This window comes from Sphingomonas leidyi (assembly GCF_011761945.1).
GTDB lineage: Bacteria > Pseudomonadota > Alphaproteobacteria > Sphingomonadales > Sphingomonadaceae > Sphingomonas > Sphingomonas leidyi.
In genome coordinates, this window is the sequence record NZ_JAASQV010000001.1 from 121,721 (window position 1) to 146,278 (window position 24,558).

The 24,558-nt window shown below is 68.3% G+C and carries 30 protein-coding genes and 1 tRNA gene; 15 read left to right on the forward strand and 16 right to left on the reverse strand.

The features are described from left to right. Positions 1–7 precede the first annotated feature (7 nt). Entirely contained in the window at positions 8–889 is an 882-nt protein-coding gene (locus FHR20_RS00585) for an ROK family protein (RefSeq protein ID WP_208413349.1), read from the forward strand. Between the two features lie 34 nt (positions 890–923). Here the strand turns inward: FHR20_RS00585 and FHR20_RS00590 are convergent, their stop codons facing one another. Then, complete coding sequence (locus FHR20_RS00590; protein WP_167297774.1) at positions 924–1,547, reverse strand: DNA-3-methyladenine glycosylase family protein; 624 nt, start codon at positions 1,545–1,547, stop codon at positions 924–926. Between the two features lie 63 nt (positions 1,548–1,610). Between FHR20_RS00590 and FHR20_RS00595 the strand changes: the two genes are divergently transcribed. After that, positions 1,611–1,928, forward strand: a complete 318-nt coding sequence (locus FHR20_RS00595) for a 2Fe-2S iron-sulfur cluster-binding protein (protein WP_086130962.1) — start codon at positions 1,611–1,613, stop codon at positions 1,926–1,928. Positions 1,929–1,964: 36 nt separating this feature from the next. Here FHR20_RS00595 and rlmB read toward each other — a convergent pair whose 3' ends face one another. Both rlmB and FHR20_RS00605 read right to left on the reverse strand, forming a co-directional pair. Further along, positions 1,965–2,711: a 23S rRNA (guanosine(2251)-2'-O)-methyltransferase RlmB gene (gene rlmB, locus FHR20_RS00600; protein WP_167297775.1), complete on the reverse strand. Its 747-nt coding sequence runs from the start codon at positions 2,709–2,711 to the stop codon at positions 1,965–1,967. Next, positions 2,711–4,336 (reverse strand): M20/M25/M40 family metallo-hydrolase, encoded by a 1,626-nt coding sequence (locus tag FHR20_RS00605; RefSeq protein ID WP_167297776.1) that lies wholly within the window; start codon positions 4,334–4,336, stop codon positions 2,711–2,713. The genes rlmB and FHR20_RS00605 overlap by 1 nt, the downstream gene beginning before the upstream one ends. Positions 4,337–4,461: 125 nt before the next feature. Between FHR20_RS00605 and FHR20_RS00610 the strand changes: the two genes are divergently transcribed. Further along, positions 4,462–4,547: transfer RNA gene (locus tag FHR20_RS00610), tRNA-Tyr, on the forward strand. A gap of 78 nt (positions 4,548–4,625) precedes the next feature. On the opposite strand, the gene FHR20_RS00615 is transcribed toward FHR20_RS00610, so the two are convergent. The 3 genes from FHR20_RS00615 to rph all read right to left on the reverse strand — a co-directional run bounded on the left by FHR20_RS00615 (position 4,626) and on the right by rph (position 6,261). Beyond that, positions 4,626–4,802, reverse strand: a complete 177-nt coding sequence (locus FHR20_RS00615) for a hypothetical protein (protein ID WP_167297777.1) — start codon at positions 4,800–4,802, stop codon at positions 4,626–4,628. A gap of 92 nt (positions 4,803–4,894) precedes the next feature. Next, entirely contained in the window at positions 4,895–5,551 is a 657-nt protein-coding gene (gene rdgB / locus FHR20_RS00620) for an RdgB/HAM1 family non-canonical purine NTP pyrophosphatase (protein ID WP_167297778.1), read from the reverse strand. Continuing rightward, positions 5,548–6,261 carry a ribonuclease PH gene (gene rph / locus FHR20_RS00625; RefSeq protein ID WP_167297779.1) on the reverse strand — a complete coding sequence of 238 codons (714 nt, stop codon included), beginning with the start codon at positions 6,259–6,261 and terminating at the stop codon, positions 5,548–5,550. Before rph ends, rdgB begins: the two co-directional genes overlap by 4 nt. 93 nt (positions 6,262–6,354) lie before the next feature. Between rph and FHR20_RS00630 the strand changes: the two genes are divergently transcribed. From FHR20_RS00630 to FHR20_RS00645, 4 genes are all read left to right on the forward strand, one after another. Then, entirely contained in the window at positions 6,355–6,858 is a 504-nt protein-coding gene (locus tag FHR20_RS00630; protein ID WP_167297780.1) for a DUF6438 domain-containing protein, read from the forward strand. Between the two features lie 81 nt (positions 6,859–6,939). Then, positions 6,940–7,980 (forward strand): heat-inducible transcriptional repressor HrcA, encoded by a 1,041-nt coding sequence (hrcA, locus tag FHR20_RS00635; protein ID WP_167297781.1) that lies wholly within the window; start codon positions 6,940–6,942, stop codon positions 7,978–7,980. Between the two features lie 10 nt (positions 7,981–7,990). After that, positions 7,991–8,545 carry a nucleotide exchange factor GrpE gene (gene grpE / locus FHR20_RS00640; protein WP_167297782.1) on the forward strand — a complete coding sequence of 185 codons (555 nt, stop codon included), beginning with the start codon at positions 7,991–7,993 and terminating at the stop codon, positions 8,543–8,545. Positions 8,546–8,623: 78 nt separating this feature from the next. Next, positions 8,624–8,842 carry a hypothetical protein gene (locus tag FHR20_RS00645; protein WP_086130971.1) on the forward strand — a complete coding sequence of 73 codons (219 nt, stop codon included), beginning with the start codon at positions 8,624–8,626 and terminating at the stop codon, positions 8,840–8,842. Here FHR20_RS00645 and FHR20_RS00650 read toward each other — a convergent pair. The 4 genes from FHR20_RS00650 to FHR20_RS00665 form a co-directional block, all read right to left on the reverse strand. Next, positions 8,789–9,373, reverse strand: coding sequence for a JAB domain-containing protein (locus tag FHR20_RS00650; RefSeq protein WP_167297783.1), 585 nt, complete (start codon positions 9,371–9,373; stop codon positions 8,789–8,791). The two genes, FHR20_RS00645 and FHR20_RS00650, sit on opposite strands and share 54 nt — an antisense overlap. Then, positions 9,313–9,801 carry a hypothetical protein gene (locus FHR20_RS00655; protein WP_167297784.1) on the reverse strand — a complete coding sequence of 163 codons (489 nt, stop codon included), beginning with the start codon at positions 9,799–9,801 and terminating at the stop codon, positions 9,313–9,315. Before FHR20_RS00655 ends, FHR20_RS00650 begins: the two co-directional genes overlap by 61 nt. Positions 9,802–9,842: 41 nt before the next feature. Then, on the reverse strand, positions 9,843–10,199 hold the full coding sequence (locus FHR20_RS00660; protein ID WP_167297785.1) for a hypothetical protein: 357 nt from the start codon (positions 10,197–10,199) through the stop codon (positions 9,843–9,845). 65 nt (positions 10,200–10,264) lie between these two features. After that, the gene (locus FHR20_RS00665; protein WP_167297786.1) at positions 10,265–10,780 is read right to left on the reverse strand and encodes a helix-turn-helix domain-containing protein; all 516 of its coding nucleotides are present in this window, start codon (positions 10,778–10,780) and stop codon (positions 10,265–10,267) included. Between the two features lie 435 nt (positions 10,781–11,215). Here FHR20_RS00665 and FHR20_RS00670 point away from each other — a divergent pair, with 435 nt between their 5' ends. The 5 genes from FHR20_RS00670 to FHR20_RS00690 all read left to right on the forward strand — a co-directional run bounded on the left by FHR20_RS00670 (position 11,216) and on the right by FHR20_RS00690 (position 16,207). Further along, complete coding sequence (locus FHR20_RS00670; protein ID WP_167297787.1) at positions 11,216–11,650, forward strand: DUF1003 domain-containing protein; 435 nt, start codon at positions 11,216–11,218, stop codon at positions 11,648–11,650. Positions 11,651–11,733: 83 nt separating this feature from the next. Beyond that, entirely contained in the window at positions 11,734–12,132 is a 399-nt protein-coding gene (locus FHR20_RS00675) for a hypothetical protein (RefSeq protein WP_167297788.1), read from the forward strand. Between the two features lie 31 nt (positions 12,133–12,163). Then, positions 12,164–12,973 (forward strand): ferredoxin--NADP reductase, encoded by an 810-nt coding sequence (locus tag FHR20_RS00680; RefSeq protein ID WP_167299304.1) that lies wholly within the window; start codon positions 12,164–12,166, stop codon positions 12,971–12,973. Positions 12,974–13,056: 83 nt separating this feature from the next. Then, positions 13,057–15,807 carry a [protein-PII] uridylyltransferase gene (locus tag FHR20_RS00685; protein WP_167299305.1) on the forward strand — a complete coding sequence of 917 codons (2,751 nt, stop codon included), beginning with the start codon at positions 13,057–13,059 and terminating at the stop codon, positions 15,805–15,807. Positions 15,808–15,823: 16 nt separating this feature from the next. Continuing rightward, entirely contained in the window at positions 15,824–16,207 is a 384-nt protein-coding gene (locus FHR20_RS00690; RefSeq protein ID WP_167297789.1) for a VOC family protein, read from the forward strand. A 155-nt stretch (positions 16,208–16,362) separates the two neighbouring features. Here FHR20_RS00690 and FHR20_RS00695 read toward each other — a convergent pair whose 3' ends face one another. Then, on the reverse strand, positions 16,363–17,223 hold the full coding sequence (locus FHR20_RS00695) for a glycoside hydrolase family 16 protein (protein WP_167297790.1): 861 nt from the start codon (positions 17,221–17,223) through the stop codon (positions 16,363–16,365). Beyond that, positions 17,223–17,756 carry a translation initiation factor IF-3 gene (gene infC / locus FHR20_RS00700; protein ID WP_086127343.1) on the reverse strand — a complete coding sequence of 178 codons (534 nt, stop codon included), beginning with the start codon at positions 17,754–17,756 and terminating at the stop codon, positions 17,223–17,225. The genes FHR20_RS00695 and infC overlap by 1 nt, the downstream gene beginning before the upstream one ends. A 226-nt stretch (positions 17,757–17,982) precedes the next feature. On the opposite strand from infC, the gene FHR20_RS00705 reads away from it, so the two are divergent. After that, entirely contained in the window at positions 17,983–19,482 is a 1,500-nt protein-coding gene (locus FHR20_RS00705; RefSeq protein WP_167297791.1) for a glycosyltransferase family 39 protein, read from the forward strand. Here FHR20_RS00705 and FHR20_RS00710 read toward each other — a convergent pair. Genes FHR20_RS00710 through thrS form a run of 4 tightly spaced genes read right to left on the reverse strand, consistent with a single transcriptional unit; the run spans position 19,448 to position 22,528 of the window. Beyond that, positions 19,448–19,897 (reverse strand): acetyltransferase, encoded by a 450-nt coding sequence (locus tag FHR20_RS00710; RefSeq protein WP_167297792.1) that lies wholly within the window; start codon positions 19,895–19,897, stop codon positions 19,448–19,450. The genes FHR20_RS00705 and FHR20_RS00710 overlap by 35 nt on opposite strands. Further along, positions 19,897–20,223 carry a YnfA family protein gene (locus tag FHR20_RS00715; RefSeq protein ID WP_167297793.1) on the reverse strand — a complete coding sequence of 109 codons (327 nt, stop codon included), beginning with the start codon at positions 20,221–20,223 and terminating at the stop codon, positions 19,897–19,899. Before FHR20_RS00715 ends, FHR20_RS00710 begins: the two co-directional genes overlap by 1 nt. Continuing rightward, a complete protein-coding gene (locus FHR20_RS00720; protein ID WP_167297794.1) occupies positions 20,220–20,540 on the reverse strand; it encodes a hypothetical protein in 321 nt (106 codons plus the stop codon). Before FHR20_RS00720 ends, FHR20_RS00715 begins: the two co-directional genes overlap by 4 nt. Beyond that, complete coding sequence (gene thrS, locus FHR20_RS00725; protein ID WP_208413472.1) at positions 20,537–22,528, reverse strand: threonine--tRNA ligase; 1,992 nt, start codon at positions 22,526–22,528, stop codon at positions 20,537–20,539. Before thrS ends, FHR20_RS00720 begins: the two co-directional genes overlap by 4 nt. A gap of 279 nt (positions 22,529–22,807) precedes the next feature. On the opposite strand from thrS, the gene FHR20_RS00730 reads away from it, so the two are divergent. Further along, complete coding sequence (locus FHR20_RS00730; RefSeq protein ID WP_167297796.1) at positions 22,808–23,161, forward strand: VOC family protein; 354 nt, start codon at positions 22,808–22,810, stop codon at positions 23,159–23,161. Then, positions 23,151–24,545: a class I SAM-dependent methyltransferase gene (locus FHR20_RS00735; protein ID WP_167297797.1), complete on the forward strand. Its 1,395-nt coding sequence runs from the start codon at positions 23,151–23,153 to the stop codon at positions 24,543–24,545. The genes FHR20_RS00730 and FHR20_RS00735 overlap by 11 nt, the downstream gene beginning before the upstream one ends. Positions 24,546–24,558 lie beyond the last annotated feature (13 nt).

The following is a 24,558-nucleotide window of genomic DNA, read 5'->3' on the forward strand; positions in this document are numbered from 1 at the left end:
GGGCCCCATGACTGAGGCGAAACTGATCGCGGGCATCGAGCTTGGCGGCACAAAATGCGTGGCGCTGCTGGCAACCGGGCCGGACGATGTGCGCGACCGGGCGACCGTGCCCACCACCGATCCGCGGGCGACGCTGGCGGCGATCGAAGCGGTGCTCGATCGCTGGACTTTCGACGCGATGGGCGTGGCGAGCTTCGGGCCCCTGGGGCTCGATCCGGCGCGTGCCGATTACGGCACGATCACCGCGACGACCAAGCCCGGATGGAGCGGCACCGACCTGATCGGTCGCCTGAACGCGCGCTACGGCAAGCCGATCGGCTTCCAGACCGATGTGGAAGGCGCCGCGCTCGCCGAGGGCCGCTGGGGCGCCGCCCAGGGCATGGCCGCGCACGCCTATATCACCATCGGCACCGGCGTTGGCGTGGGTCTGGTGAGCGGCGGCAGGCCGGTGATGGGCTGGGCGCATGGCGAGGCGGGCCATATGCGCCTGCCGCGTGCGCCGGGCGATACCTATCCGGGCTGGTGCCGCTTCCATGGCGATTGCCTGGAAGGGCTGATCGCCGGCCCGGCGCTTGCCGAGCGCTTCGGCATGCCGGGCGATCAGCTGCCCGACGATGCGCCCGGATGGGACCTGTTCGTGCACGATCTGGCCGGCATGCTCCACAATCTCGTCGTCACCGCCGCGCCCGAGCGGATCGCGATCGGCGGCGGGGTGACGGCCGCGCGGCCCTATCTGTTCCCGAAACTGCGCGCGCGGCTGGTCGAGAGCCTGGGCGGCTATGGCGCGCTTGCCGAGTGGGCGGAGGATATCGAGGCCCGGCTGGGGACGCCGGGGCTGGGAACGATGGCGGGGCCGCTAGGCGCGATCGCGGTGGGCCTGGGGACATAGTCGCGCCTGCGGGACCAAGCGGCGCGATCGCGCCTCAGATCACTTCCATCGCGGAATTATAATGGTGCCAGGCCAGCACCGCCGCGGCCCCGCGATGGGGGCGCCAGGCTTCGGCGATTTCCCGCGTCAGCTTCTCGCTCGGCCGCTCGGCATGGCCCATGATCCGGCCGACCTCGATCTGCACGGCCAGGTCGCCGGCGGGCCAGATATCGGGGCGTCCCTCGGCGAAGAGCAGGTAGATCTCGGCGGACCAGCGGCCGATGCCCTTGATCCGGATCAGCTGGGCGATCGCTTCCTCGTCCTCCTCCGGCAGGCGGGCGAAATCGAGCCGGCCGCTGGTCACTTCCTCGGCCAGGCTGCGCGCATAGGCCGTTTTCTGCCGCGACAGGCCGGCGGCGCGCAGATCCTCGTCGCTGGCACGGGCGATATTGCCGGGATCGGCCAGCACCCCCAGCTGCGCGGCCATCTTGTTCCAGATCGATTGCGCCGCGGCGACGCTCACCTGCTGGCCGATGATCGTGCGCAGCAGCGTCTCGTAGCCGCGGTCGCGGATGCGGGGCGGGGGATAGCCCACGCGCCCGATCGCGGCAGCGATCAGCGGCTCGCGCTCCGCCAGCGCATCGAGCGACGCCTTGAGCTGATCGGCGGTCAGGCCCATGCGCGCCCGCCTTGCGAAGCGCCGTTTTCGGCGGCATGGACGGGGCCGGAACAGGAGAATCTCATGCCCAAGCTTATCGTCGTGACCAGGAGTGGTGAAGAGCGCGAGGTCATGGGTGAAGCGGGCCTGAGCGTGATGGAAGTGATCCGCGAGAACGGCTTCGACGAGCTGCTCGCTTTGTGCGGCGGTTGCTGCTCCTGCGCGACCTGCCACGTCCATGTCGATCCGGAATTTGCGGCCAAACTGCCGAAGATGAGCATGGACGAGGACGATCTGCTCGACAGCGCCGGCGACCGCGACGCGACTTCGCGACTGTCGTGCCAGATCCCGTTCGGACCCGAGCTCGACGGGCTGCGCGTGCGGATCGCCGAGGAGGATTGAGGCTTTCCCTTCTCCCCGATGGGGAGAGGGAGATATCTACCGCACCGTCACCGCATAGAGCGCGATCGCCGCCGCGTTCGACACGTTCAGGCTCTCGACCTTGTCCGAGATCGGCAGCTTCGCGAGCTCGTCGCAATGTGCCTCCGTGTTCTGGCGCATGCCTTCGCCCTCGGCGCCGAGCACCAGCGCGATCTTCTGCTGGCCGCCCATCACCTGCGCGAGCGTGCCGTTGGCGTGTCCGGTCAGCCCGATCCGCCAATAGCCCGCCTCGGCGATCTCCTCGAGCGCGCGGGCGAGGTTCACCACGCGGCACCAGGGCACCACTTCCAGCGTGCCCGCCGCCGAGCGGGCGAGCGTACCCGTCTCGGACGGGGCATGCCGGTCCTGGGTGACGATGCCGAGCGCATCGAATGCCGCTGCAGAGCGCAGAATCGCGCCGACATTGTGCGGGTCGGTCACCTGGTCGAGGACGAGCAGCGGGCGGTTGTCGTCCGCGCCCTGGGCGAGCAGGTCGCCCAGCCACATCTCCTCTAGCGGATCGACTTCGGCGACCAGCCCCTGATGCGGCGCGTCGCCGGGCACCAGCCGGCCGAGATCGGCGGCATTGGCGAAGGTGATCGGAATCGTCGAGGGAATGTCGAGCCCGGCCAGCGCCTCGTGCGTGCCCCAGATCTTGCGCACGTTGCGCTCGGGATTGTCGAGCGCCGCCAGCACCGCGTGCCGCCCGTAGAAACGGGGGCGGTTCGACGATGCCTGGCTCGGCCTGTGTCCGCGCTTGGCCATCACTTCGCTCCCGGTGCCGGGTAGAATTCGCTCAAGGTCTTGGGCTGGGTCGCCAGCGGCACGCGCGGCAGCGGGTCGGATGTGTTGGCCGCGTTGATCAGGAAGGCGGCGAGGATGATCGCGCCCTGGCGCATGTCCTCGGGTTTCAGGTGATCGAACGTGTCGACATCGGTGTGGTGCACCGTCGAGGCATAGTCGAGCGGATCCTGGATGAACTGGAAGGCCGGGATGCCCACCACGTCGAAGAACACATGATCCGTGCTGTCGGTGAGGGCGGTCGCCACCTTGGTGGCCCCGAACGAGCTGAACGGCGCGAGCCAGTCGCGGAAGATCGGCACCACGGCGGTGTTGCCCTGGGTATAGATGCCGCGGATCCTGCCCGAGCCGTTGTCGAGGTTGAAATAGGCGGCGAGCCTGGCATGGTCGGGGCCCGGCTTGATCGGGAAGGACTTGCCCCAGGCCGCATAGCGCGCGGGGTCGGTCAGCGTCGGGTCGATCGTGCGGGTGGCGATGTGGTTCTCGATATAGGCCATCGAGCCGAGCAGGCCCTGCTCCTCGCCCGACCACAGCACGAAGCGGATCGCGCGCTTCGTCTTGATATTCAAGGCTTTGATGATGCGTGCGGCTTCCATCACCATCGATACGCCTGCGGCATTGTCCGCCGCGCCGTCGCCCATCGCCCAGCTGTCCATATGCGCGCCGGCCATCACATAGCCTGCCTTGGCATCGGTGCCGGGAATGTCGGCGATGACGTTGTAGGCCTTGGTGTCGCTGTCGTCATAGGTGACGTCGCTGCTCAGCTCGAGGCTGGGGGTCGCGCCCATCTTGGCCAGGCGGGCGAGGCGGCGATAATCCTCGGCGGCGATTTCGAAGCCCGGAAGCGGCGGCGTGGCGCCGACCCTGAACTGGCTGTTCTGGCCATGGATCAGCTTGCCGTTGCGCGACGACATCGTCGCGTACGCAATCGCGCCTTCGGCCTTCAGGAAGGCGTCGCGCTTGGCGAGGAAGATCTGGCGCGCGGGGCCGCGCTGCGGGCGTGTGGCGGCGGAAGGACCGCCCGGCAGCTCGAACGTGTCGGCCTTGTCGAGATCGGCGTCGCCATAGCGGCGGAAGGCGGGGCTGGTCGCATCGGCAATGTCCGCCGGCTCCGTGATCAGCACGATCTTGCCCTTGAGCTTGCCCTTGTACTGGTCGAGCGCGGCTTCGTCGGCCATCGGGGCGAGCACCACCTGGCCGGTGATCGGGCCGTTGGTGCCCGGCGTCCAGGCGAGCGGCGCGGCGATCAGGGTAAGCGGGCGCGGCGCGACCATCTTCACGCTGGCGTTCCTGGCGGACCAGCCGCGGCCGAACTCGAAGCCTTCCTTGTGGACGTTGGTCAGGCCCCATTCGCGGAACTTGGCCTGAGTCCAGTCCTCGGCCTGGCGCATGCCGGGCGAATTGGTGAGGCGCGCGCCGATCACGTCGGTGAGATACTGGGCGATGCGCATCACTTCGCCATGGCGGGTGCCCTGGTCCACGATCTGGTCGACCGGCGCGCTGGGGCCGTCCGGGCCCTTGGCGATGGCGAGCGGCACCGTGGCGGTGGCCGCGAGCAGCGTGGCGATGGCGAAGGAAAGTCGGCGCATGGGTGCCCCCCAATCAAGTCTCTGCATGGAAACGGCGGACGCTATGCCGCACAAAGGTTGTGCGCAAGGCGTTGACAGGGACGCGGGGCTTCGGCAATGGGCCCCCTCTCGCCGAACGGCGCCATGGACAGGTGGCCGAGTGGTTAAAGGCAGCAGACTGTAAATCTGCCCGGTTTTCCGTACGCTGGTTCGAATCCAGCCCTGTCCACCACTTCCCCCCGGCGAGGCTCGGCCCCGGGGCGCTCCGTAGCACAGGAAAATGGCCCGGGAGGCCAGGCCCCCGGGGCAGTCAGGCTTGCACATTCTCCGTTTCGGCAACCTGCGCATCGTCGGCAAATCCGGGTCGGTCGGTGCCGGCCTCGCCTTGCTCGAGCGTGATCCCCTCCGCATCCTCTTCGGCGGTACCGTGGATGTGCGTCTCGTGGACGTGTCGTATCATCGTCGCCAGCTGGCGGAACGAACCCATTTCTGCGACCCCTCGCTTGGCTCTGATTGCAAGGGTCATAACTTAACTTTGGGTTCGGGGTTGCGGGAAATAAATCCTTAACGCGGCGCGAATCACCTTTCCTGGTCGAGCACCGCGGCAACGAGCTGGCGGAAGGCATCGGCGCGGTGGCTCATCACATGCTTGGTCGCGGGCTCCATCTCGCCGAAGCTCTGCGCATGGCCGGCAGGCACGAACATCGGATCATAGCCGAAGCCCTGGCCGCCGCGCGGCGGCCAGACAAGCGTGCCGTCGACCCGGCCTTCGAACCATTCGACATGCCCGTCGGGCCAGGCAAGGGCGAGGGCGCAGACGAAATGCGCGTCGCGGCTGGTCTCGGGCGGCAGCGCCGCGAGCCGCTCTTCCACGCGCTGCATCGCGAAGCCGAAGTCCTTGCCCTCTCCCGCCCAGCGCGCGGAGAAGATGCCGGGCTCGTTGTTCAGCGCCTCGACGCACAGCCCCGAATCGTCGGCGAGCGCGGGCAGACCGGAAAGGTCCGCCGCCTGCAGCGCCTTCAACTCGGCATTGGCGACGAAGGTCGTGCCCGTCTCCTCGGGCTCGGGCAGGTCCAGCTCGGCCGCGGAGACCGGCTCGATCCCATAGGGGCCGAGCAGCTCGCGAATCTCGCGCACCTTGCCGGCATTATGGCTGGCGATCACCAGCCGGCCCGGCTTCAGCTTGCGGATCGCCTGGGGGCCGATGTCCTTGGAAACTTCGCCTTCGCGGGTCATCCGATTGCCTTCAGCTGTGCGTCGAAGATCCGGTTGCAGCCGATCCGCGCGAGGCGGAGCAGGCGGAGCAGCCCTTCCTCGTCATAGGTCGCGCCTTCGGCAGTCGCCTGCGCCTCGGCGATGTTGCCGTTGGAGAGCAGGACGAAATTGGCGTCGGCGTCGGCGGCGCTGTCCTCGTCATAATCGAGGTCGAGCACCGGACTGCCCTTGTAGATGCCGCAGGAGACCGCGGCGACCTGGGCGGTGATCGGGTCTTCCTTGATCAGCCCGGCAGCCATCAGCTTGTTCACGGCGATGCGCAGCGCGACGAAGGCGCCCGAGATCGCCGCGGTGCGGGTGCCGCCGTCCGCCTGGATCACGTCGCAGTCGAGCGTGATCTGGCGTTCGCCGAGCAGTCTGAGGTCCGTCACGGCGCGCAGGCTGCGGCCGATCAGGCGCTGGATCTCCTGGGTGCGGCCGGACTGCTTGCCCTTCGCCGCCTCGCGCTGGCCGCGCGTATGGGTGGCGCGGGGGAGCATGCCATACTCGGCGGTGACCCAGCCCTCGCCCTTGCCCTTGAGCCAGGGCGGCAGCCGTTCCTCGACGCTGGCGGTGACGAGCACGCGCGTGTCGCCGAAGCTGATCAGCACCGAACCCTCGGCATGGCGCGTGAAATGGGGCTCGATCGTGATCGTACGCATCTCGTCGGGGGCGCGGCCGGAAGGGCGCATCTGCTTCAGTCTCCTGCAAGGTTCGCAGCGGCACGTAGACGGAACGGTGGGAACGCGCCAGTCTTGGCGGGTGATCCGTGGAGGAACAGGGGAATGCGCAGGCTCTTGATCATGGGACTCGGCACGCTGGCGCTGGCGGGCTGCGTCAAGCCGAGCGGCGGGCCGGGCGGGCCGGTGCCGATCGAAGGCGATTCGATCCGCTACGAGACTGGCGCCTGTTTCGGCCGCTGCCCGATCTACGCCGTCACCGTGCGCCCCGATGGCACCGGCATGTTCGAGGGCAAGCGTTTCACGGCGGTGACCGGCGAGAAGGCATTCAGGCTCAGCCGCGCGCAATATGACGCCTTTGCCGCCAAGCTCGCGCCGTACCGGCCGGCGAGCGGCCAGGTCCGCTACGCGCCGGGCGAGAAGAATTGCGAGCCGGCGGCAACCGACATGCCCAGCGTCGACATCACCTGGACCCGCGCGATCGGCGACAGCCAGGGGCTCTATTTCTATTATGGCTGCCGCGCGGAGAAGAACCGCGCGCTTGGCCAGGCGCTGGGCGACGCCGTGGAGGCATTGCCGATCCAGGCGCTGATCGGCGAGCGGCCCTGAGATCCATCCTTCGTCGCCCCGGCGCAGGGCCGGGGTGACGGCAGAGGTTGGCGCGCCGGCTGTCCGCGCTACATAGGCTCCATGACCACCCCGCCGATCCGCGAACTGACCGACCGCGCCCGCGACGTGTTCCGCATGGTGGTCGAGTCGTATATCGATACCGGCGCGCCGGTGGGGTCGCGGACGATCGCGCAGATCTCCGGGCTCAACCTCTCGCCTGCCTCGATCCGCAACGTGATGCAGGATCTGGAGGAGCTGGGGCTGCTGGCCGCGCCGCACACCAGCGCCGGCCGCATGCCGACCGAGACGGGCCTGCGCCTGTTCGTCGACGGCATGATGCAGGCGAGCGAGCCTTCGGTCGAGGAGCGCGCGGCGATCGAGCGCAACGCCGCCGAACACGGCCCGGTGGAAGCGGCGCTGGCCAACACCACCGCCGCACTCTCCGGCCTGTCGGCCTGTGCGGGACTGGTGCTGGTGCCCAAGGCCGAACCGGTGCTCCGCCAGTTCGGCTTCGTGCCCCTCAGCCGCGATCGGGCGCTGGCGGTGCTGGTGGGCGAGGATGGTTCGGTCGAGAACCGGGTGGTCGAGCTGCCCGGGATGGACCCGGCGGCACTGCAGCGCGCGGCAAACTACCTCACCGGCACCTTTGGCGGGTTCACGCTCAGCCAGGCGCGGGCCAGGGTGGAGCGCGAGCTCGGCCAGCAGCGCGCGGCGCTCGACAGTGCGGCAGCGGCGCTGGTCGCGCGCGGGCTGGCGGTGTGGAGCGAAGATGGCGGCCGCCGGCCGGTGCTGATCGTGCGCGGCCAGGCGCGGCTGATCGATACCGCGGCGACGGAGGACCTCGACAAGGTCAGTCGGCTGCTCGATGAGCTCGAAGGGCAGGAGGAGATCGCCCGGCTGCTCGATTCGGCCCGAGAAGGCGAAGCGACGCGCATCTTCATCGGATCGGAGAACAAGCTGTTCGCCCTGTCCGGCTCGTCGGTGATCGCCAAGCCGGTGCGTGCGCTGGACGGGCGCGTGGTCGGCGTGGTGGGCGTGATCGGGCCGACGCGGTTGAACTATGCGCGAGTCGTCCCCATGGTGGATTTCACGGCGGCCACATTGGCCCGATTGCTGACCTGAACAGGGAAATATGACGGAAGAATCGAAGGTGACGGACACGGACGACACGACGCTGCGCGCGGAAACCGCGGAGGCTGCGCCTGAAGTGGCCGAGCAGGACCGCGTGGCGGAGCTCGAGGCGCAGCTCGCCGAGGCGAAGTCGGCGGTGATGTATGCCCAGGCCGAGACGCAGAATGTCCGCCGCCGCGCCGAGAAGGAAGCGCAGGACGCCAAGACCTATGCCGCGACCGGTTTCGCGCGCGACGTGCTGTCGGTGGCCGACAATCTTTCGCGCGCGCTTGCCGCGATCCCGGCCGAACTGAAGGACGACGAGAAGTTCAAGGGCCTGGTGACCGGCCTGGAGGCGACCGGCCGCGAGCTTGATTCGGTCTTTGCGCGCCACGGCATCTCGAAGATCGTCGCGCTGGGCGAGGCGCTCGATCCCAATCGCCATCAGGCGATGATGGAAGTGCCGAGCGCCGATGCCGAGCCGGGTACGATCGTGCAGGAGATCCAGTCGGGCTACATGATCCGCGACCGGCTGCTCCGCCCGGCGCTGGTGGGCGTGGCCAAGAAGGCGGACTGAGCGGGGATGCATCCGTAACGGTAGCGATTGTGGGGGCGCGTCCTTTACCCTGCGTCGGCGCGACTATATTTTCCCCGCATGTCCAACGAAGATGCGCGCGCCCGCGCCCTGCGCCTGGCCGCCGAGGCCATCGAGATCTGCGATGAAGCGGGGCTCGACATTGCCGCGACCTATCTCCAGCACGGGCATGATCTGATTGCCCAGACGCCGGGGCGGGTCCGGCAGGATCGCTGGATCTGGGGCTCAGATGAGCCCCAGATTCCGCATGCTGACGATTCCGCTGCCGGCAACGACTAGGTGATCGTGGACGACGACGCCCAGCGTCCTGCCTGCCTCGATCAATTGCCGGGTGATGTCGATATCGGCCTTGCTGGGGGTCGCGTCCCCTGACGGATGATTGTGGACGACGATGATCGCGCCCGCGCCCACCTGAAGGGCGCGGCGCAGGATGTCCCGGACATAGAGCGGCGCTTCGTCGAGACAGCCTTCGCTGACGATCTCGTCGCGGAGGAGGCGGTTGGCCGAGCTGAGGAAGAGTATGCGGACCTGCTCGGTGCGCTTGTACGTCAGGTCTGCGCGCAGATAGGCGACGAGGTCGGCATAGTTGCCGACGATCTCGCGGTCCCGGATGGGTTCGCGCAGCAGGAACAGGTGAATCTCGCGCGCCAGGGCGAGCAGCGCGGCGGCACGATCGTCGCCGTCCAGCTCCTCGCCAAGCAGCGTCTCGTCCGCGTTCAGCACCGCGGCGAGCGAGCCGTGCGCCGCGATCAGGGTTCGCGCGAGATCGCCGGATCGCTCGCCAAGGAACGGCGCGATGAGGCGTTCCACGAGGCGTCCTGCCCCTGCTTCTTCAGGCGCCTGCGATGGTTGTGCGTCGCGACGATCAGGATCGCCGTGACGAGATAGCTCCACAGGCTGCTCGTGAGCCAGTAGAGGAACGGATAGATTTGCGGATCGAGGGTCTTGAGAAAATGCCCCGCGACCTGAACGATCAGCAACGCGGCCATGGGAATCGGCCATAATCGGTTAGCCCGGACGACGAGGATCAGAATCGCGGCCAGCATCGTCGCGTCGACGATCAGCAGGCCCGTTTCCAGATTGAGCCAGCGCGCATGCGCGCCGGACACGGCGAAGAACGACCCGAGCGTGCCTCCCAGCACGACTGCCGCTCCGATCCTCTCGGGGGTGCCGCCACGCCAGAATGCATAGCCGACGCTCGCGACGAGCAGGATCAGAAAGACTGCGACGTGCCACATGGGACGGACGGCTGCCCGTCCCATGGGGCGCGGTCAAGCCGTTAGGCGGCGGCGCGCAGACGCGGCGCCTGCTCGGTGGCGCCGGTCGGGAAGCGCGGGCACGGCCAGAGGTCGCCGAACGACTCCGGCGAGGCGCCGAGCCGCTGCGCGAGCGCGCCGAGTTCCTGATGGGCCATCACCACGGCGCGACGGCTGTCGAAGGCGGCGATCATCGCGGTGCGGAGATGGTCGAGCGTGGATTGGGTGGCATGGGGCGGAAGCTGGATCGCCTCGGCCTGCGTCGTGGTCGCGCTCACCAGGTCCGCCAGGTTGCGCAATGCGGCGTCCGAAGCCTGCTCGCCGGCGATGGTGGCCTTGGCCACGATGGTGATGGCGTCGATATGCGGGAGGTTGGACATGCGTTTTCCTTTCCCCGCGCGGCAGGGCCGGCGCAGGTTGTTGCGACATTGGGTTTTGGCGAGGGCTAGCGGAGGAAGAGGCGGCCTATGGCGACGACGCCGTAGAGCAGCATGCTCAATCCGCCGAGCAGCATCGGCACACCGATGGCGACCAGCAGCGTGAGGATGAACCGCTGTGCGGTACTGAGATCATGTGGCCGTACCCCCTTCAACAGCTGGCGCAGGCTGACATGTCCAACCCCCGGATCCATGTCGAACGCGCTCCGCGTCGCCTGAACCCGCTGGACGGGCATGTCGTTCCTGTCCGCCGCCGACGGAAATGCAGTGGCCGGGGCCGGATAGACAAGCGCCGCCGGGTCACGTGTGATTCGGTCATATCCCGGCTCAAGCCCGGCGTAGATGCGGGCGGCCTCGCGCCGCGAGGACGCTCCGAGCACCTGGCGGGCACGGTCGAGCCGCTGGTCGATGGCCGATTTCGAGATCCCGAGCAGGCGGGCGATCTCCTTCGACGAAAGGTTCTGCTGGACGAGGCGCAGCACCTCGACCTGCTCGGCGGTGAGTCCGGCCGGCAGCTCGTTCATGCGGCGATCGCGACGGCGGCGATCGCGCGCCGGGATTCCGGCCCGAAGGCCCGGAGCCTTTCATCCGGCGGCAAGAGGTCGCCCCATCCCCGAAGCATCGCGACTATCCAATCCCTGTTGCTCAGACATATCCGTCATCGCACCCGGACGGGGTGCCCATCAACTGCTTAAGCATCCGGAAGGGACGCGGAGCGGATTCGGCCCCTGCGCGGCCCATGCGGACATGACGGCTTTTTCATTTGAAATCCGGGGCCGCCGCCGCCATCTCGGCCGTGGACGCACAATCGTGCGCCCGCAACCGCCACAACTCCGAGAATGGGGTCATGTCCAGCAACGATCATAGTCGATCGACCGTGCCGCCCAGGGCCGCCGTGCTGAGCTGATCCGCTCACCTCGCGCACCGGCCCGGGCGGCCGGTCGGCAGTGAGGTGCAATATGAACGCAGCCATCCGTTTCCTGTCGGATCTCCGCCGCCTGGGCATCGGGCGCGATCCGAACGCGCTGTTCGACGCGCGGCTGACCTTCGGCGAGAAGCTGGCCGATCGAGTCGCCGCGGTGGGCGGCTCCTGGAGCTTCATCATCGGCTTCGGCCTGTTCCTCGGCGCCTGGGCGCTGCTGAACACGATTCTGCTCGGCGCGCATGCCTTCGATCCGTTCCCCTTCATCTTCCTCAACCTGATGCTGTCGATGCTGGCCGCGCTGCAGGCCCCGATCATCATGATGAGCCAGAATCGCCAGGCGGCGAAGGACCGGCTGGAGGCGCGGCTCGACTATGAGACCAATCTGCGCACGGAGGTGCAGATCGACAGCCTGCACGAGAAGATCGACGCGCTGACCGCGGAGATAGCCAGGCTTTCGCGCGTCGAATAAAAACTACGCTATTGCTAATCATTCGCAACAAACGCTAAGGCGATTCGCGTGCCCGGATTCCCCCCGGCGCATGGGGATCGCCTTTGTACCAGTTCCTGGATCGCTCCGTCGCCGAGGTCGTGCCGATCGACCAATTGCTGCTCTCCTCGATGCGGCAATGGGTGGCGAGCGTGCGTGCCGGCCGCTGCCCATGCTCGACGCTGGGCCCCGCGTTGCAGAGGCAGGGACTTGCGAACCTGCTTCCCGATCTCAACATGGCAATGCTGCTGCTCGAGCGCGAGTCACTGTCCCAACTTCGCTTCAAACCGCCTTTCGCGGCGGAAATAGGCGACGACGAGGCCTTGCTCCTTTCGCTGCATGCGCTAGCACGCGCCGGCGCGCAGCCGCGCGTCGATGCCATCATCGAGCAGATCGTGAAGCCCGAAGCGCGCCTTCCCCTATCCGTAGCGGTGGCGCGGATTGCCGCCGCAATCGGGCGTTGAAGTGAAATTAGAGAGACCTGATCCCGTGAACATGCATGCCCGCCCGCCGATCGTCCTTCCCGAGCACGCTGCGTTCCAGACGTGCGCCGTCCGCTGGGTGAGGCATTGGAACGAGCATCTGTTCAGCTTCGCGATCGAGCGCCCGGCGAGCTTCCGCTTCCGCGCGGGCGAGTTCGTGATGATCGGGCTCGAAGTGGATGGCAAGGCGCTGATGCGCGCCTATTCGATCGCCAGCCCGACCTGGTCGGACGAGATCGAGTTCCTGTCGATCAAGGTAGAGGATGGGCCGCTCACGTCGCGCCTGCAGCTCGTCCGCCCGGGCGACCAAGTGTATCTCGGCAAGAAGCCGACCGGCACCCTCGTCGCCGACGCGCTGCTGCCCGGCAAGCGGCTCTTCATGCTCGCCACCGGCACCGGCCTGGCGCCGTTCCTGAGCCTGGCGCGCGATCCCGACATCTATGACCGGTTCAGCCAGGTGGTGATCGTCCATTCGACTCGCCGGGTGAGCGACCTTGCCTATCATGACGAGCTGACCGCGCAGCTGGCGGGGGATCCGCTGGTGGCGGATCAGGCGCTGCTCCAGTTCCACTATATCGCCACCGTCACTCGCGAGCCCTTCCGCACCACGGGGCGGATCGGCCAGCTGATCGAGAATGGCTGGCTGTTCCAGCCGCCGGTGCTGGGCGACCGCGCGCTCAATCCCGAGACCGACCGCATCATGCTTTGCGGCTCGAACGCGATGATCAAGGATTTCGCGCACATGCTGGAAGGCCACGGCTTCACCGAAGGCTCGAACGCGAACCCCGGCAGCTTCGTGCTGGAGCGCGCCTTCGTCGGCTGATCGCGCAGTTCCGTCCCCCGGACTTGCCCCGGGGGAAGAACTGAGTGGATGACGCGCTCGCCGCGATTCCCTATCTCCGTCATATGGCCAATCGCTTCGATTCCGTCCCCAATCGCCGCGCGCTGATCGACCGGCGGGGCGTGGGCGAGCGGCTTCATGCGCTGCAGGCCAAGGACAGCGCCAGGCTGCGCGCGGCCGGGACGAAGGAACTCAAGGCGGCGCTCGATGCCGGACGCGCCGAGATCGCCGCCCGCCTCGCCGAGCATCCCTCCCGCGGGCACGAGATCGCGGCGGCGGGGGCCTTTCTGATCGACCAGCTCCTGCGCCTGCTCTGGGATTTCACCACGGAGCGCCTGCACCCCAACCCCAATCCCAGCGCAGCCGAGCGCATGGTGCTGATCGCGGTGGGCGGCTATGGCCGCGGCGAGATGGCGCCGCATTCGGACATCGATATCGGCTTCCTCGCCCCCTGGAAGGTTACCGGCTGGTGCGAGCAGGTGATCGAATCGATGCTCTATTCGCTGTGGGACATGCAGCTGAAGGTCGGCCATTCGTCGCGATCGCTCGACGAGATGGTGCGCCAGTCCAAGGCCGATGTGACGGTGCGCACCGCCCTGCTCGAGGCGCGCTATGTCTGGGGCGACACCGCGCTCTACGACGAGGCTGCGGCGCGCTTCAAGGCGGAGGTCCAGGCCGATACCGCGCGCACCTTCATCGCCGAGAAGCTTGCCGAGCGCGAGGCTCGGCACAAGCGGATGGGCGACAGCCGCTATGTCGTCGAGCCCAACGTCAAGGAAGGCAAGGGCGGCCTGCGCGACCTGCACACGCTCTTCTGGATCGGGAAATACGCCTATAACGTCCGCGAGCCGGCGGAGCTGGTCGAGAAGGGGCTGCTCACCAAGCTGGAGTTCCGCCAGTTCCGCCGGGCCGAGAATTTCCTCTGGGCGGTGCGCTGCCATCTCCACCTGATCACCGGCCGGGCCGAGGACCGGCTCACCTTCGACGTCCAGCGCGAGATCGCCGAGCGGATGCGCTATGCGGACCGGCCCGGCATGTCGAAAGTCGAGCGGTTCATGCGCTTCTACTTCCTCCAGGCGAAAGTGGTGGGCGACCTGACCGGCGTGTTCCTCGCCCATCTGGACGAGAAGTTCGCGGCCCGCGGCAGCCGCTTCGGCTTCCCGACATTGTGGCGCCGCCCCCGCAAGCTCAAGGGCTTCACGCTCGATCGCGGCCGCCTCGCCTTGCCGCGCGACGACTTCTTCCGGGAAGATCCGGTGCGGCTGATCGAGCTGTTCCAGCTGGCCGACCTGCACAATCTCGAGGTTCACCCGCTGGCGATGCGCGCCGCCGCGCGCGACGCCAAGCTGGTCGACGAGGTGCGCGACGATCCCCGCGCCAATGCGCTCTTCCTCGACGTGCTGACGTCGCCGCGCAATCCGGAGACGGTGCTGCGCTGGATGAACGAGGCGGGCGTGTTCGGCCGCTTCGTGCCCGATTTCGGCCGGGTCGTCGCGCAGATGCAGTTCGACATGTACCATCATTATACGGTGGACGAGCATTCGATCCGGGCGATCGGGCTGCTCAACCAGATCGAGAAGGGCGCGCTCAAGGACGACCACCCGCTCGGCACCAGCATCTTCAAGCAGATCGCCCAGCGCCGCGCGCTCTATGTCGCGGTGCTGCTGCACGACATCGCCAAGGGGCGCGGCGGCGACCATTCGATCCTGGGCGCCGAAGTGGCCGGGCGGCTCTGCCCGCGGCTGGGGATGAGCCCGGCCGAGACCGAGACGGTGGCCTGGCTGGTGCGCTGGCACCTGATCATGTCGGCCACCGCCTTCAAGCGCGACCTCAGCGACTTCAAGACGATCCTCGATTTCGCCGGCCAGGTGCAGAGCCCCGAGCGGCTGCGCATGCTGTTGCTGCTCACCATCGTCGACATCCGCGCAGTGGGGCCGGGCGTGTGGAACGGCTGGAAACGCCAGCTGCTCGCCGACCTGTACGACGCTACCGAGGAAGTGCTCCGCCTGGGCCACAAGCAGCGCGGGCGGACCGAGCGGATCGCCGCCAAGCAGGAGGAGCTCGCCCAGCTGCTCCGCTGGGACGAGGCGCGGATGGCCGCGTTCAGGAAGCGGATGACCGAGAGCTACTGGATCGCCGAGCCGGCCGACGTGCTCGAGCGCAATGCCCGCCAGATCGACGCGGCGGGCGATGCCCAGCTCTCGGTCGAGGCGCAGGTCTATCCCGAGCGCGGCGCGACGCTGGTGACGGTCTATGCCGCCGATCATCCTGGCCTGTTCTATCGCATCGCCGGGGCGATCCATGTCGCCGGCGGCAACATCATCGACGCGCGCATCCACACTACCCGCGACGGCATGGCGCTCGACAATTTCCTGATCCAGGACCCGCTGGGGCGGCCGTTCGACGAGGAGGCGCGGCTCAACCGGATCAAGGCGACGATCGCCGATGCGCTGGCCAACCGTGCCAAGCTCCAGGACCGGCTCAAGGCCAAGCCGCTGGTCCGGGCCCGCGCGGAAGCCTTTGCGATCGAGCCGAACGTGCTGATCGACAACAATGCCTCGAACCGCTTCACCGTGGTGGAGATCAACGCGCGCGACCGGCCGGCCTTGCTCTTCCACCTCGCCTATGCGCTGTTCCAGTCGAAGGTGACGATCCATTCCGCGCATGTCGCCACCTATGGCGAGCGCGCGGTCGATACCTTCTATCTGACCGATCTGATCGGCGATAAGATCGAGAGCGGCGGCCGATTGAAGACGATCGAGCGCCGCCTGCTCGAGGCCGCGACGGGCGATGGAACGGTGGCCGAGGCCGCCTGACGGAAGGAGATCGAGAATGCCGGTGATCGGACTGGGGGGCTTCTTCTTCCGGGCGCAGGACCCCGAGGGGCTCAAGGCCTGGTATGGCGAGGTGCTCGGCGTGGGCGGCGGCTTCGGGGCCGATGAGAGCGGCCAGACCAGCCCGTGGTTCTGGCATCCGGAACCCGGCCCGGTGGTGTTCGAGCCGTTCAAGGCGACGACCGACTATTTCGCGTCGGACAAGAGCTGCATGCTCAACTTCCGGGTGCGCGACCTGGACAGCCTGCTTGAGCAGCTCAACGCGCGCGGAGTGGAGATCACCACCAAGGACGAGTGGGACACGCCGGAGACCGGCCGTTTCGCCCGCATCCACGATCCCGAAGGCAACCCGATCGAGCTGTGGGAGCCGCCCGCGGCCTGACGGCCGGCCTCTCCCTGTATTTCAGGGGCTTGTCTCCAGGGAATAATCGCCAGGCAAGTTCAGCATGACGGTGGGGAGGCCATGCGCCTTCGCCTGGGATCCCGGCTTCGCAGAGAGATGGGGAAGGACAGGGCGTCGCCGCCTGCCGCCGCTCGCTAGCCCGGCTTCTTCTGCCACACCCGCACGTAATCGACTTCCATGCGCGACGGGAATGCATCGGCGTCGATTCCCTTGTCGCCGCCCCAGCCGCCGACCGCGACGTTGAGGATCAGATATTGCGGGCCGGCAAAGGGCCAGGTGTCGGGATTGCCCTTGTGGTCGTTGTCGAAGCGCAGAAAGGCGCGGCCGTCCACGCCGATCAGCATGCGATCCTGGTTCCAGTCCAGCTGATAATCGTGGAACGCGGTGCAGGCATCCGGCACCATTGCCTGGGCGGTCTTCTGCGTCTTGATGACGTGGTTATAGGCCTTGGTATGGATCGAGCCATGGATGCGGCCGGGATCCCAGCCGACATGCTCCATGATGTCGATCTCGCCCAGGCCCGGCCAGCCGGCCTTCTCGTCGCTGCCGAGCATCCAGATCGCCGGCCACAGCCCCTTGCCGCAGGCGAGCTTCGCCCGGACCTCGACGAAGCCGCCCGTCCAGTCGGCGAGGCCGCGGGTCTGGATCTTGCCCGAGCTATAGTCCTGGCCGCCATGATCGGCGCGGCCGCTCAGCCGCTCCCTGCGCGCCTCGATGACGAGCCGGCCGCGCTCGAGGCGGACATTCTCGCGGCGGTTCGCGGCATAATATTGCAGCTCGTTGTTCCACCAGCCTTCCTTGTTGCGGCTGGTGTCATAGGCCCATTTGCGGGGGTCGAGGCGCTTGCCGTCGAACTCGTCGGACCAGACGAGCGCATAGCCCGCCGGCACCGCCACCGGCTCGTCGGCATGGGCAGTGGAGAGCGGGGCCTGGATCGTCTGGGCGGAGGCGGCGCCCGGCAGCAGCAGTGCCGCCGCCAGGGCGCCGCATCGCATCACTTGGGCGCCAGCACCATCAGCATCTGGCGGCCTTCCATGCGCGGATAGGATTCGACCTTGGCATCCTCGGCACAGTCCTGCTGGACGCGCTGGAGCAGCGCCATGCCGAGCTGGCCATGCGAAAGCTCGCGGCCGCGGAAGCGCAGGGTGACCTTCACCTTGTCGCCTTCGCCGATGAACTTGTGGATCGCCTTCATCTTCACGTCGTAATCGTGATCGTCGATGTTCGGACGCATCTTGATCTCCTTGATCTCCTGCGTCTTCTGGCTCTTCCGGGCGAGGTTCGCCTTTTTCTGCGCCTCGTACTTGAACTTGCCGACATCGAGGAACTTGGCGACGGGCGGGTCCGCATTGGGGGAAACCTCGACCAGGTCGAGTCCAAGCTCCTGCGCCTGTTCCATCGCCTCGCGCGTGTACATCACGCCGAGATTCTCACCCTCATGGTCGATCACGCGGACCTTGGGCGACTGAATGAATTCGTTAAACCGCGGACCGTTCATCGGCGGTGCCACCATCGAGCGGCGATTCATGGGCGGACGTATACGACTTGCTCCTGTTGTTGCGGACTCAGGGTTTGGGCGGCTCAATAACGCAGGATGCGGCACTCGGGTAGTCCGACGCCTGCATTTCCGCCGAAATTCCGCGCACTGTGGCACGGCAACCGCAGATATCGGGTGTAAAGGCGCGGCCTGCAAGCCCGGTTTTAGCGATGGCTTAGGACCGGCCGGGCCATGAAGGCGGCCGAAAGGGCAGGGCATGGCGCGCATCGCCGCGATCGAATCGAGCGAGACCGGGTGGCGCATGCCCGCCTGGGCGGTGCCGCTCGCGCTGCTGCTCGGGCTCGTCCTGCTGTTCCCGCGTCCCTATGTCGGCGGCGGCGGCGACGACTGGCATTATCTCGAAGCGGCGCGGTGCGCGGCCCGGCATGGCCTCTGCCTTCCCGACACGCATTGGGCGGCGCGGTTTCCGCTGGTGGCGCCGATGGGCGCGGTGCTGGCGCTGCTCGGCGAGCGGCCCTGGACGGTGGGGCTGGTGCCGCTGCTCTATACCGTGGCGGGGCTGCTGCTGTTCGTCGGCAATGTCGAGCGTCGCTTCGGTGCCGCGGCGGCGATGCTGGCGGGATCGGCGCTGGCGCTGACGCCGCTGTTCCCGCTCAACGCGCTCCAGCCGCTGGTCGACCAGCCCGAATTCGCCTGGACCATGGCCGGTCTGCTCGCGATCCAGATCGCGCTGGAGCGGAACGATGCGCGCTGGGCGGCGGTGGCGGGCGCGATGCTGGCGCTGGCCGTGATGACCCGGATGAGCAGCCTGGCGCTGCTGCCGTTGCTCGGCCTGGGCTGGCTGATGCTGGCGCCGGACCGGCGGCGGCTCGCGCTGCCCTTCGCCGCCGCGGCCGTGGCGCTGCTCGGCATCGAGGCGCTTGCCTATGCGATGGCGACCGGCGACCCGCTCCATGGCTGGAAGCTCTCGCTCCATCATGGCCGCATTCCCACCACCGAACTGGCGGCGGGCGTGGACACCGGCCGCAGCCCGCTGCTCAACCTGGACTTCATCCGCAACTGGCGGCGCAGCATGGGCATCCATGTCCATTGGACGGTGGACCCGCTGCTCAACCTTCTGGCCGATCCGTTGTGCGGGCTGACGCTGTGCGGCGCGCTGGCGCTCGCGGTGGCGCGGGCGGGCGCCTGGCGGCGCGATCGGTGGCTGCGCCTGGTCGCGATCGCGGCGCTGCTCCATTTCGTGCTGCTCACCTATGTGCTGGCGGTGGATCCCAAGCCGCGCATGTTTCCCCTCGCCTATGCGGCGGCGGCGGCGACGCTGGGCGTGCTCGGGGCGCGGGCCTGGCGCGACGGCGGCCGGCTGATCGTCGCGGCGCTCTTCGCGCTGCTCGCCGGCCGCGCGCTGCTGATGGCCTATGACCAGCCCGACCTTGCATCGGCGCGGGCCGCCGCCGCGGGCTGGATCGCCGCGGCGCCGCCGGGAAGCCTCGCGACCGACGAATGGACGCGGCGGACTTTCGCCCTCGTTCCCGGCGCCGCTGCGCTGCCGCTGGGCGGGGACGCGCCGCGCCGCGACTTGCTCACGCTCGGCAAGGTGCCGTGCGCGGGCGGACAGGTGCTGCGCGAGGCGCGCTTCGAGCGGAACGAACCGGCGCCGCTTGCCTGGCTGCGCGGGCATGGCCTGTTGCTCGGTGCGCCTGTGCCCGTGCGCCTGTGCCTGGTCAGGCCGGCGCTCCCGCACGGCGCAGGTGGATGATCGGATAGGGCCGGCCGTGCGGATCGGTCTCCGAACGGCCGATCACTTCGAAGCCGCGGGCGAGATAGAAGGGCAGGGCGTTGTCCGCCTGTTCGTTGGCATCGACGAGCGCGTCCGGCGAAAGCGCCAGCGCGTGACCGACCAGCGCGGTGCCGAAGCCGCGGCCATGCGCGGCGGGATCGACGAACAGCGCATCGATCATCGCGCCGTCCATGGCGAGGAAACCCTGCACCGTGCCGGCATCGTCCTCGACCAGCCAGAGCGGCGCCTGGGGCAGGAACTGTTCGGCGACGATCGCGTCGATCTCGGCGCGATGCTCGGGCGAGAGGAAGCCATGCGTCGCATCGACCGCGGCGCGCCAGATCGCCAGCGCGCGCGGGACGTCCGCGTCGGTGCCCGGGCGGATATGCGCCATCAGCGACGCCCCCACAGGATGACGATGCAGCCGAGCACCGCCAGCGCCGCGCCGGCCAGGTCCCAGCGCGTGGCGGGCACGCGCTCGACCAGCACCAGCCAGCCGAGCGAGGCGAGGATGTAGATCCCGCCATAGGCGGCATAGGCGCGACCGGCGGCATCCGCGCTGCTGAGCGTGAGCAGCCAGGCGAACAGGGCCAGCGCCGCGCCGCCGGGCACCAGCCACCAGACCGGCTTGCCCAGCCGCAGCACGCCCCAGAAGGTGAAGCAGCCCGCAATCTCCGCCAGTGCGGCGGCCGCGTAGATCGCGAGCGTGGCGGGGTTCATCGGCCGACGAGCCTCTCTATCGTCAAAAGCAGGACCAGGCTCAGGAGCGGACTGGCAATGGCCAGCGCCAGACCCGGGATGGGCCGGGCGGCATGAAGCCTCGCCCCGGCGCCGAGCGACAGGATCATGAGCGCGGGATAGAGCCAGAACTCTCGCTGCTTCTCCATGTCGCATGCCTGCATCGCGGCACTGCCGTCGCGCGGCAGGCATTCGCCGAGCGCCAGCAAGCCGAACAACACGAAACCGGCACCCAGGGCGCCGATGACTGCCGTTGCGAACATGCCCCAATGGGCCCGCCGGGCGCCGGGCGGGTTCATGCGAGGTCGGGCGGAGTCGCCTCGGCCACCAGCTTCGCCACCGCTTCGTCGAGGCTCAGCATCTGCTGGCCCTGCGAGCCGAGCACGCGCAGCGCCACGGTGCCTTCCTCGGCCTCGCGCTTGCCCACCACCAGCAGGTTGGGGACCTTGGCCACCGAATGCTCGCGCACCTTGTAGTTGATCTTCTCGTTGCGAAGATCGGTGTCGACGCGGATGCCGGCGGCCTGGAGCTTCTGCGCGACTTCCTTCGCATAGTCGTCGGCATCCGAGACAATGGTCGCGACCACGGCCTGGATGGGCGCCAGCCACACCGGCAGCTTGCCGGCGAAATGCTCGATCAGGATGCCGATGAAGCGCTCGTACGAGCCGAAGATCGCGCGGTGGAGCATCACCGGACGATGGCGCTCGCCGTCCTCGCCGACATAGCTGGCATCGAGGCGCTCGGGCAGCACCCGGTCCGACTGGATCGTGCCGACCTGCCAGGTGCGGCCGATCGCGTCGGTCAGGTGCCATTCGAGCTTGGGCGCATAGAAGGCGCCTTCGCCGGGCAGCTCTTCCCAGCCATATTCCTCGGTCGCCAGGCCGGCGCGGACCACGGCGTCGCGCAACTCCGCCTCGGCCTTGTCCCACATCTCCTCGGTGCCGAAGCGCTTGTCGGGGCGCAGCGCCAGCTTGATCGAATATTTGAAGCCGAAGTCGCGATAGATGCGGTCGGCCAGGCGGCAAAAGGCCTGCACTTCCTCGACGATCTGGTCCTCGCGGCAGAAGATGTGCGCATCGTCCTGGGTGAACTGGCGGACGCGCATCAGCCCGTGCAGCGCGCCGTGCGGCTCGTTGCGGTGGCAGCAGCCATTCTCGTAGAGCCGGATCGGCAGCTCGCGATAGGATTTGATGCCCTGGCGGAAGATCAGCACGTGCGCCGGGCAGTTCATCGGCTTGAGCGCCATCCAGTCGGCGGCGTCCGAGACGATCGGGCCCTCGTCGTCGATGTTCGGCACCTCGTCGGGAATGACGAACATGTTCTCGCGATACTTGCCCCAATGGCCGGACTGCTCCCATTGGCGGGCGTCCATCACCTGCGGCGTCTTCACTTCGCTATAGCCGGCGGCGTCGATCGCGCGGCGCATATAGGCTTCGAGCTGGCGCCAGATGGTGAAGCCGTGCGGGTGCCAGAACACGCTGCCATGCGCTTCCTGCTGGAGGTGGAACAGGTCCATCTCCTGGCCCAGCTTGCGGTGGTCGCGCTTGGCGGCCTCCTCGAGGCGGGTCAGATGCTCGTCGAGCTGCTTCCTGTTGAGCCAGCCCGTGCCGTAGATGCGCGAGAGCATCGCGTTCTTCTGGTCGCCTCGCCAATAGGCGCCCGAGACGCGCGTCAGCTTGAAGGCATTGGGATCGACCTTGCCGGTGGAGGCGAGATGGGGCCCGCGGCACATGTCGAGCCACGCGTCCTCGCCCTTGCCGGCGCGGTATACCGTCAGCTCCTCGCCCTCGGGCAGCTCCTGCGCCCATTCGGCCTTGAAGCGCTCGCCCTGCCTGGTCCAGCGCTCGATCAGGTCGGCGCGCGACCAGACTTCGCGGATCAGCGGCGCGTCGGCGGCGATGATCTTGCGCATCTCGGCCTCGATCGCCGGCAGGTCCTCCTCGGTGAAGGGGCGGTCCTTGGGCGCGAAGTCGTAATAGAAGCCGTCGTCGGTCGCCGGGCCGAACGTGATCTGCGTGCCGGGGAAGAGATTCTGCACCGCTTCGGCCAGGATGTGCGCATAATCGTGGCGCGCGAGCTCGAGCGCGTCCTTCTCGTCCTTGGCGGTAACGAGCGCCAGCTGCGCGTCGCCTTCGAACGGGCGGCCGATGTCGCGCAGCTCGCCATCGACGCGCGCGGCGAGCGCTGCCTTGGCCAGGCCCGGGCCGATCGCGGCGGCGATGTCCGCCGGGGTAGTCCCCGGGGCTACCTCGCGGACGGAACCGTCGGGCAGCGTTATGCGGAACATCTCGGACACGGGGATGACTTTCGTGAAGGGGTGATCGGAGCGCGGCTTATGCCTTCGCGGGTGCGATATAAGCAAGCGCTGGTGAAATTGCGCGCCGGAAGGGCGGCAAAGCGAAGGGAGTGGCGTCCCATTGTCCCGCCTTGGCCCGGCAACCCGATCGTTCCCCCGGCGATCGATCCTGCGGCCTGGTTGCGCATGGGGCCGGGGGCGACAGGCAAAATCCTGCATTGGAAGCCCGTTTCGATGGCATAGAGCGGACGGACAGACGGAGAGGCCCAGATGGAAGAGCACCGCGCGACGACGATCCTGCCTTGCAACGACCTGAACGCCAGCCTCGCTTTCTATGTGCGGCTGGGCTTCCGGCTGGTCAGCGACTATGGCGACTACAAGATCCTGGACGACGGCAAGGGCTGGCACCTGCACCTCAACAAGGCGGTGCTCGGCTGGCTGGTGCCGGGGCACAATCCGTTCGGCATCTATCTCTATACCGACGATGTCGACGGCGTGGCGGATCGGGTGCGCGAACTGATCATCGAGAAGGAAGGGCCGAGCCTGAAGCCCTGGGGCTGTTACGAGTTCGCGGTGAGCGATCCGGACGGGACGCTGGTGCGGATCGGCCGCATTGCATCCTGAAGCCGCGCAGCTGCTGGCCATGGCGGGCGAGGCGGCGCACCAGGGCCGCTTCGGCCAGGCGCTGCCGATGCTGAGCCATGCGCTGGCGCTCGACCTCGAAGGGACGGCGCCGGCCTATGCCGAACTGCTGGCGGGGCTGCGGCTCACCGGCTGGCCGCCGCAGCTCGAAGCGGATCTGGCGACCTGCCTGCACGCCGGATCGGTCGATCCCCAGTCGCTGGCGCGCGCGGCGGCGCGCATGCTGCTGGCGAAATATCCCGAGCCGGTGGTGGCGGAGGATCCGTTGTGGGCGGCGTTCCTCACGCGCTGCATCAATGTCGATCCGGCGATGGAGGCGCGGCTGGCATGGCTGGCCGGGCAGGCGCTGCCGGCGGGGTTGCGCGAAGCGCTGGCGGCCCAGGCGTTCGCGAGCGAATATGTGTGGGGCGGAGAGGGGCTGGGGGTGCCGCCCGTCGCCGCGACCGAGATCGCGGAAGAGCGGCGGCTGGCAGCGGCAATGCCTTCGCTCGGCGACTCCTCCGACCAAATCTCGCGGGCGGTGCGCATCCAGTATGAAGCGAACCCCTATCCCCGCTGGCACGCGCCGGCGGGCCGGCAGCCCGTCTCGGTGGCGGCGCATCTCGCCGCGCTGGGGGCGCCGCAGGCCGAGCCGCTGGCGGTGCTGGTCGCCGGGTGCGGCACCGGGTTCGAGCCGATCGACCTGGCGCGGATGGACGCGTCGCTTGCCATCACCGCGCTCGATCTGAGCGCCGCCAGCCTGGCCTATGGCCAGCGCATGGCCGGCGCGCTGGGCATGGGAGCCATCCGCTTCGTCCAGGGCGACATACTCGATGCCGCGAAGCTCGGCGGCCGTTTCGGGCTGGTGAGCAGCACCGGGGTGCTGCACCACATGGAGCGGCCCGCGGACGGGCTGGCGGCGCTGGCGGAGGCGCTTGCGCGTGGCGGCGTGCTGCGGGTCGCGCTCTATAGCGAGCGGGCCCGCGCCTGGGTCGTCGAGGCGCATCGCGCGATCGCCGGGCATGGCTGGGACGCGAGCCCGGCGGGCATCCGCGCCTTCCGCGCCCAGGTCCTCGCACTGCCGGCCGGCCAGCCGCTCGCGCGGCTTCGGGAAAGCGATGATTTCTACACGCTGAGCGGATGCCGCGACTTGTGCTTCCATGTCCGCGAGCATTGGTATCGCCTTCCCGCGATCGGCGAGATGCTGGCGGCGGCCGGGCTCGAGCTGCTGATGCTCGATGCGCCGCCCGAGGCGCAGGCCCGGTTCGCGCAGGCCCACGGCGCCGCAGCCGACCGGCGCGACCTTGTGCTATGGGACCAGGTCGAGGCCGCGCATCCGCAGCTGTTCGCCGGCATGTTCCATCTCTGGTGCCGCAAACGGGACTAGGCTCGCATCGAAG

Bases quoted from the DNA above. Each gene is read 5' to 3' on its own strand.
- FHR20_RS00585 (WP_208413349.1), top strand. From the start codon at position 8: ATGACTGAGGCGAAACTGATCGCGGGCATCGAGCTTGGCGGCACAAAA.
- FHR20_RS00590 (WP_167297774.1), bottom strand. From the start codon at position 1,547: ATGGGCCTGACCGCCGATCAGCTCAAGGCGTCGCTCGATGCGCTGGCG.
- FHR20_RS00595 (WP_086130962.1), top strand. From the start codon at position 1,611: ATGCCCAAGCTTATCGTCGTGACCAGGAGTGGTGAAGAGCGCGAGGTC.
- rlmB (WP_167297775.1), bottom strand. From the start codon at position 2,711: ATGGCCAAGCGCGGACACAGGCCGAGCCAGGCATCGTCGAACCGCCCC.
- FHR20_RS00605 (WP_167297776.1), bottom strand. From the start codon at position 4,336: ATGCGCCGACTTTCCTTCGCCATCGCCACGCTGCTCGCGGCCACCGCC.
- FHR20_RS00615 (WP_167297777.1), bottom strand. From the start codon at position 4,802: ATGGGTTCGTTCCGCCAGCTGGCGACGATGATACGACACGTCCACGAG.
- rdgB (WP_167297778.1), bottom strand. From the start codon at position 5,551: ATGACCCGCGAAGGCGAAGTTTCCAAGGACATCGGCCCCCAGGCGATC.
- rph (WP_167297779.1), bottom strand. From the start codon at position 6,261: ATGCGCCCTTCCGGCCGCGCCCCCGACGAGATGCGTACGATCACGATC.
- FHR20_RS00630 (WP_167297780.1), top strand. From the start codon at position 6,355: ATGCGCAGGCTCTTGATCATGGGACTCGGCACGCTGGCGCTGGCGGGC.
- hrcA (WP_167297781.1), top strand. From the start codon at position 6,940: ATGACCACCCCGCCGATCCGCGAACTGACCGACCGCGCCCGCGACGTG.
- grpE (WP_167297782.1), top strand. From the start codon at position 7,991: ATGACGGAAGAATCGAAGGTGACGGACACGGACGACACGACGCTGCGC.
- FHR20_RS00645 (WP_086130971.1), top strand. From the start codon at position 8,624: ATGTCCAACGAAGATGCGCGCGCCCGCGCCCTGCGCCTGGCCGCCGAG.
- FHR20_RS00655 (WP_167297784.1), bottom strand. From the start codon at position 9,801: ATGTGGCACGTCGCAGTCTTTCTGATCCTGCTCGTCGCGAGCGTCGGC.
- FHR20_RS00660 (WP_167297785.1), bottom strand. From the start codon at position 10,199: ATGTCCAACCTCCCGCATATCGACGCCATCACCATCGTGGCCAAGGCC.
- FHR20_RS00665 (WP_167297786.1), bottom strand. From the start codon at position 10,780: ATGAACGAGCTGCCGGCCGGACTCACCGCCGAGCAGGTCGAGGTGCTG.
- FHR20_RS00670 (WP_167297787.1), top strand. From the start codon at position 11,216: ATGAACGCAGCCATCCGTTTCCTGTCGGATCTCCGCCGCCTGGGCATC.
- FHR20_RS00680 (WP_167299304.1), top strand. From the start codon at position 12,164: ATGCATGCCCGCCCGCCGATCGTCCTTCCCGAGCACGCTGCGTTCCAG.
- FHR20_RS00685 (WP_167299305.1), top strand. From the start codon at position 13,057: ATGGCCAATCGCTTCGATTCCGTCCCCAATCGCCGCGCGCTGATCGAC.
- FHR20_RS00690 (WP_167297789.1), top strand. From the start codon at position 15,824: ATGCCGGTGATCGGACTGGGGGGCTTCTTCTTCCGGGCGCAGGACCCC.
- FHR20_RS00695 (WP_167297790.1), bottom strand. From the start codon at position 17,223: ATGCGATGCGGCGCCCTGGCGGCGGCACTGCTGCTGCCGGGCGCCGCC.
- infC (WP_086127343.1), bottom strand. From the start codon at position 17,756: ATGAATCGCCGCTCGATGGTGGCACCGCCGATGAACGGTCCGCGGTTT.
- FHR20_RS00705 (WP_167297791.1), top strand. From the start codon at position 17,983: ATGGCGCGCATCGCCGCGATCGAATCGAGCGAGACCGGGTGGCGCATG.
- FHR20_RS00710 (WP_167297792.1), bottom strand. From the start codon at position 19,897: ATGGCGCATATCCGCCCGGGCACCGACGCGGACGTCCCGCGCGCGCTG.
- FHR20_RS00715 (WP_167297793.1), bottom strand. From the start codon at position 20,223: ATGAACCCCGCCACGCTCGCGATCTACGCGGCCGCCGCACTGGCGGAG.
- FHR20_RS00720 (WP_167297794.1), bottom strand. From the start codon at position 20,540: ATGAACCCGCCCGGCGCCCGGCGGGCCCATTGGGGCATGTTCGCAACG.
- thrS (WP_208413472.1), bottom strand. From the start codon at position 22,528: ATGTTCCGCATAACGCTGCCCGACGGTTCCGTCCGCGAGGTAGCCCCG.
- FHR20_RS00730 (WP_167297796.1), top strand. From the start codon at position 22,808: ATGGAAGAGCACCGCGCGACGACGATCCTGCCTTGCAACGACCTGAAC.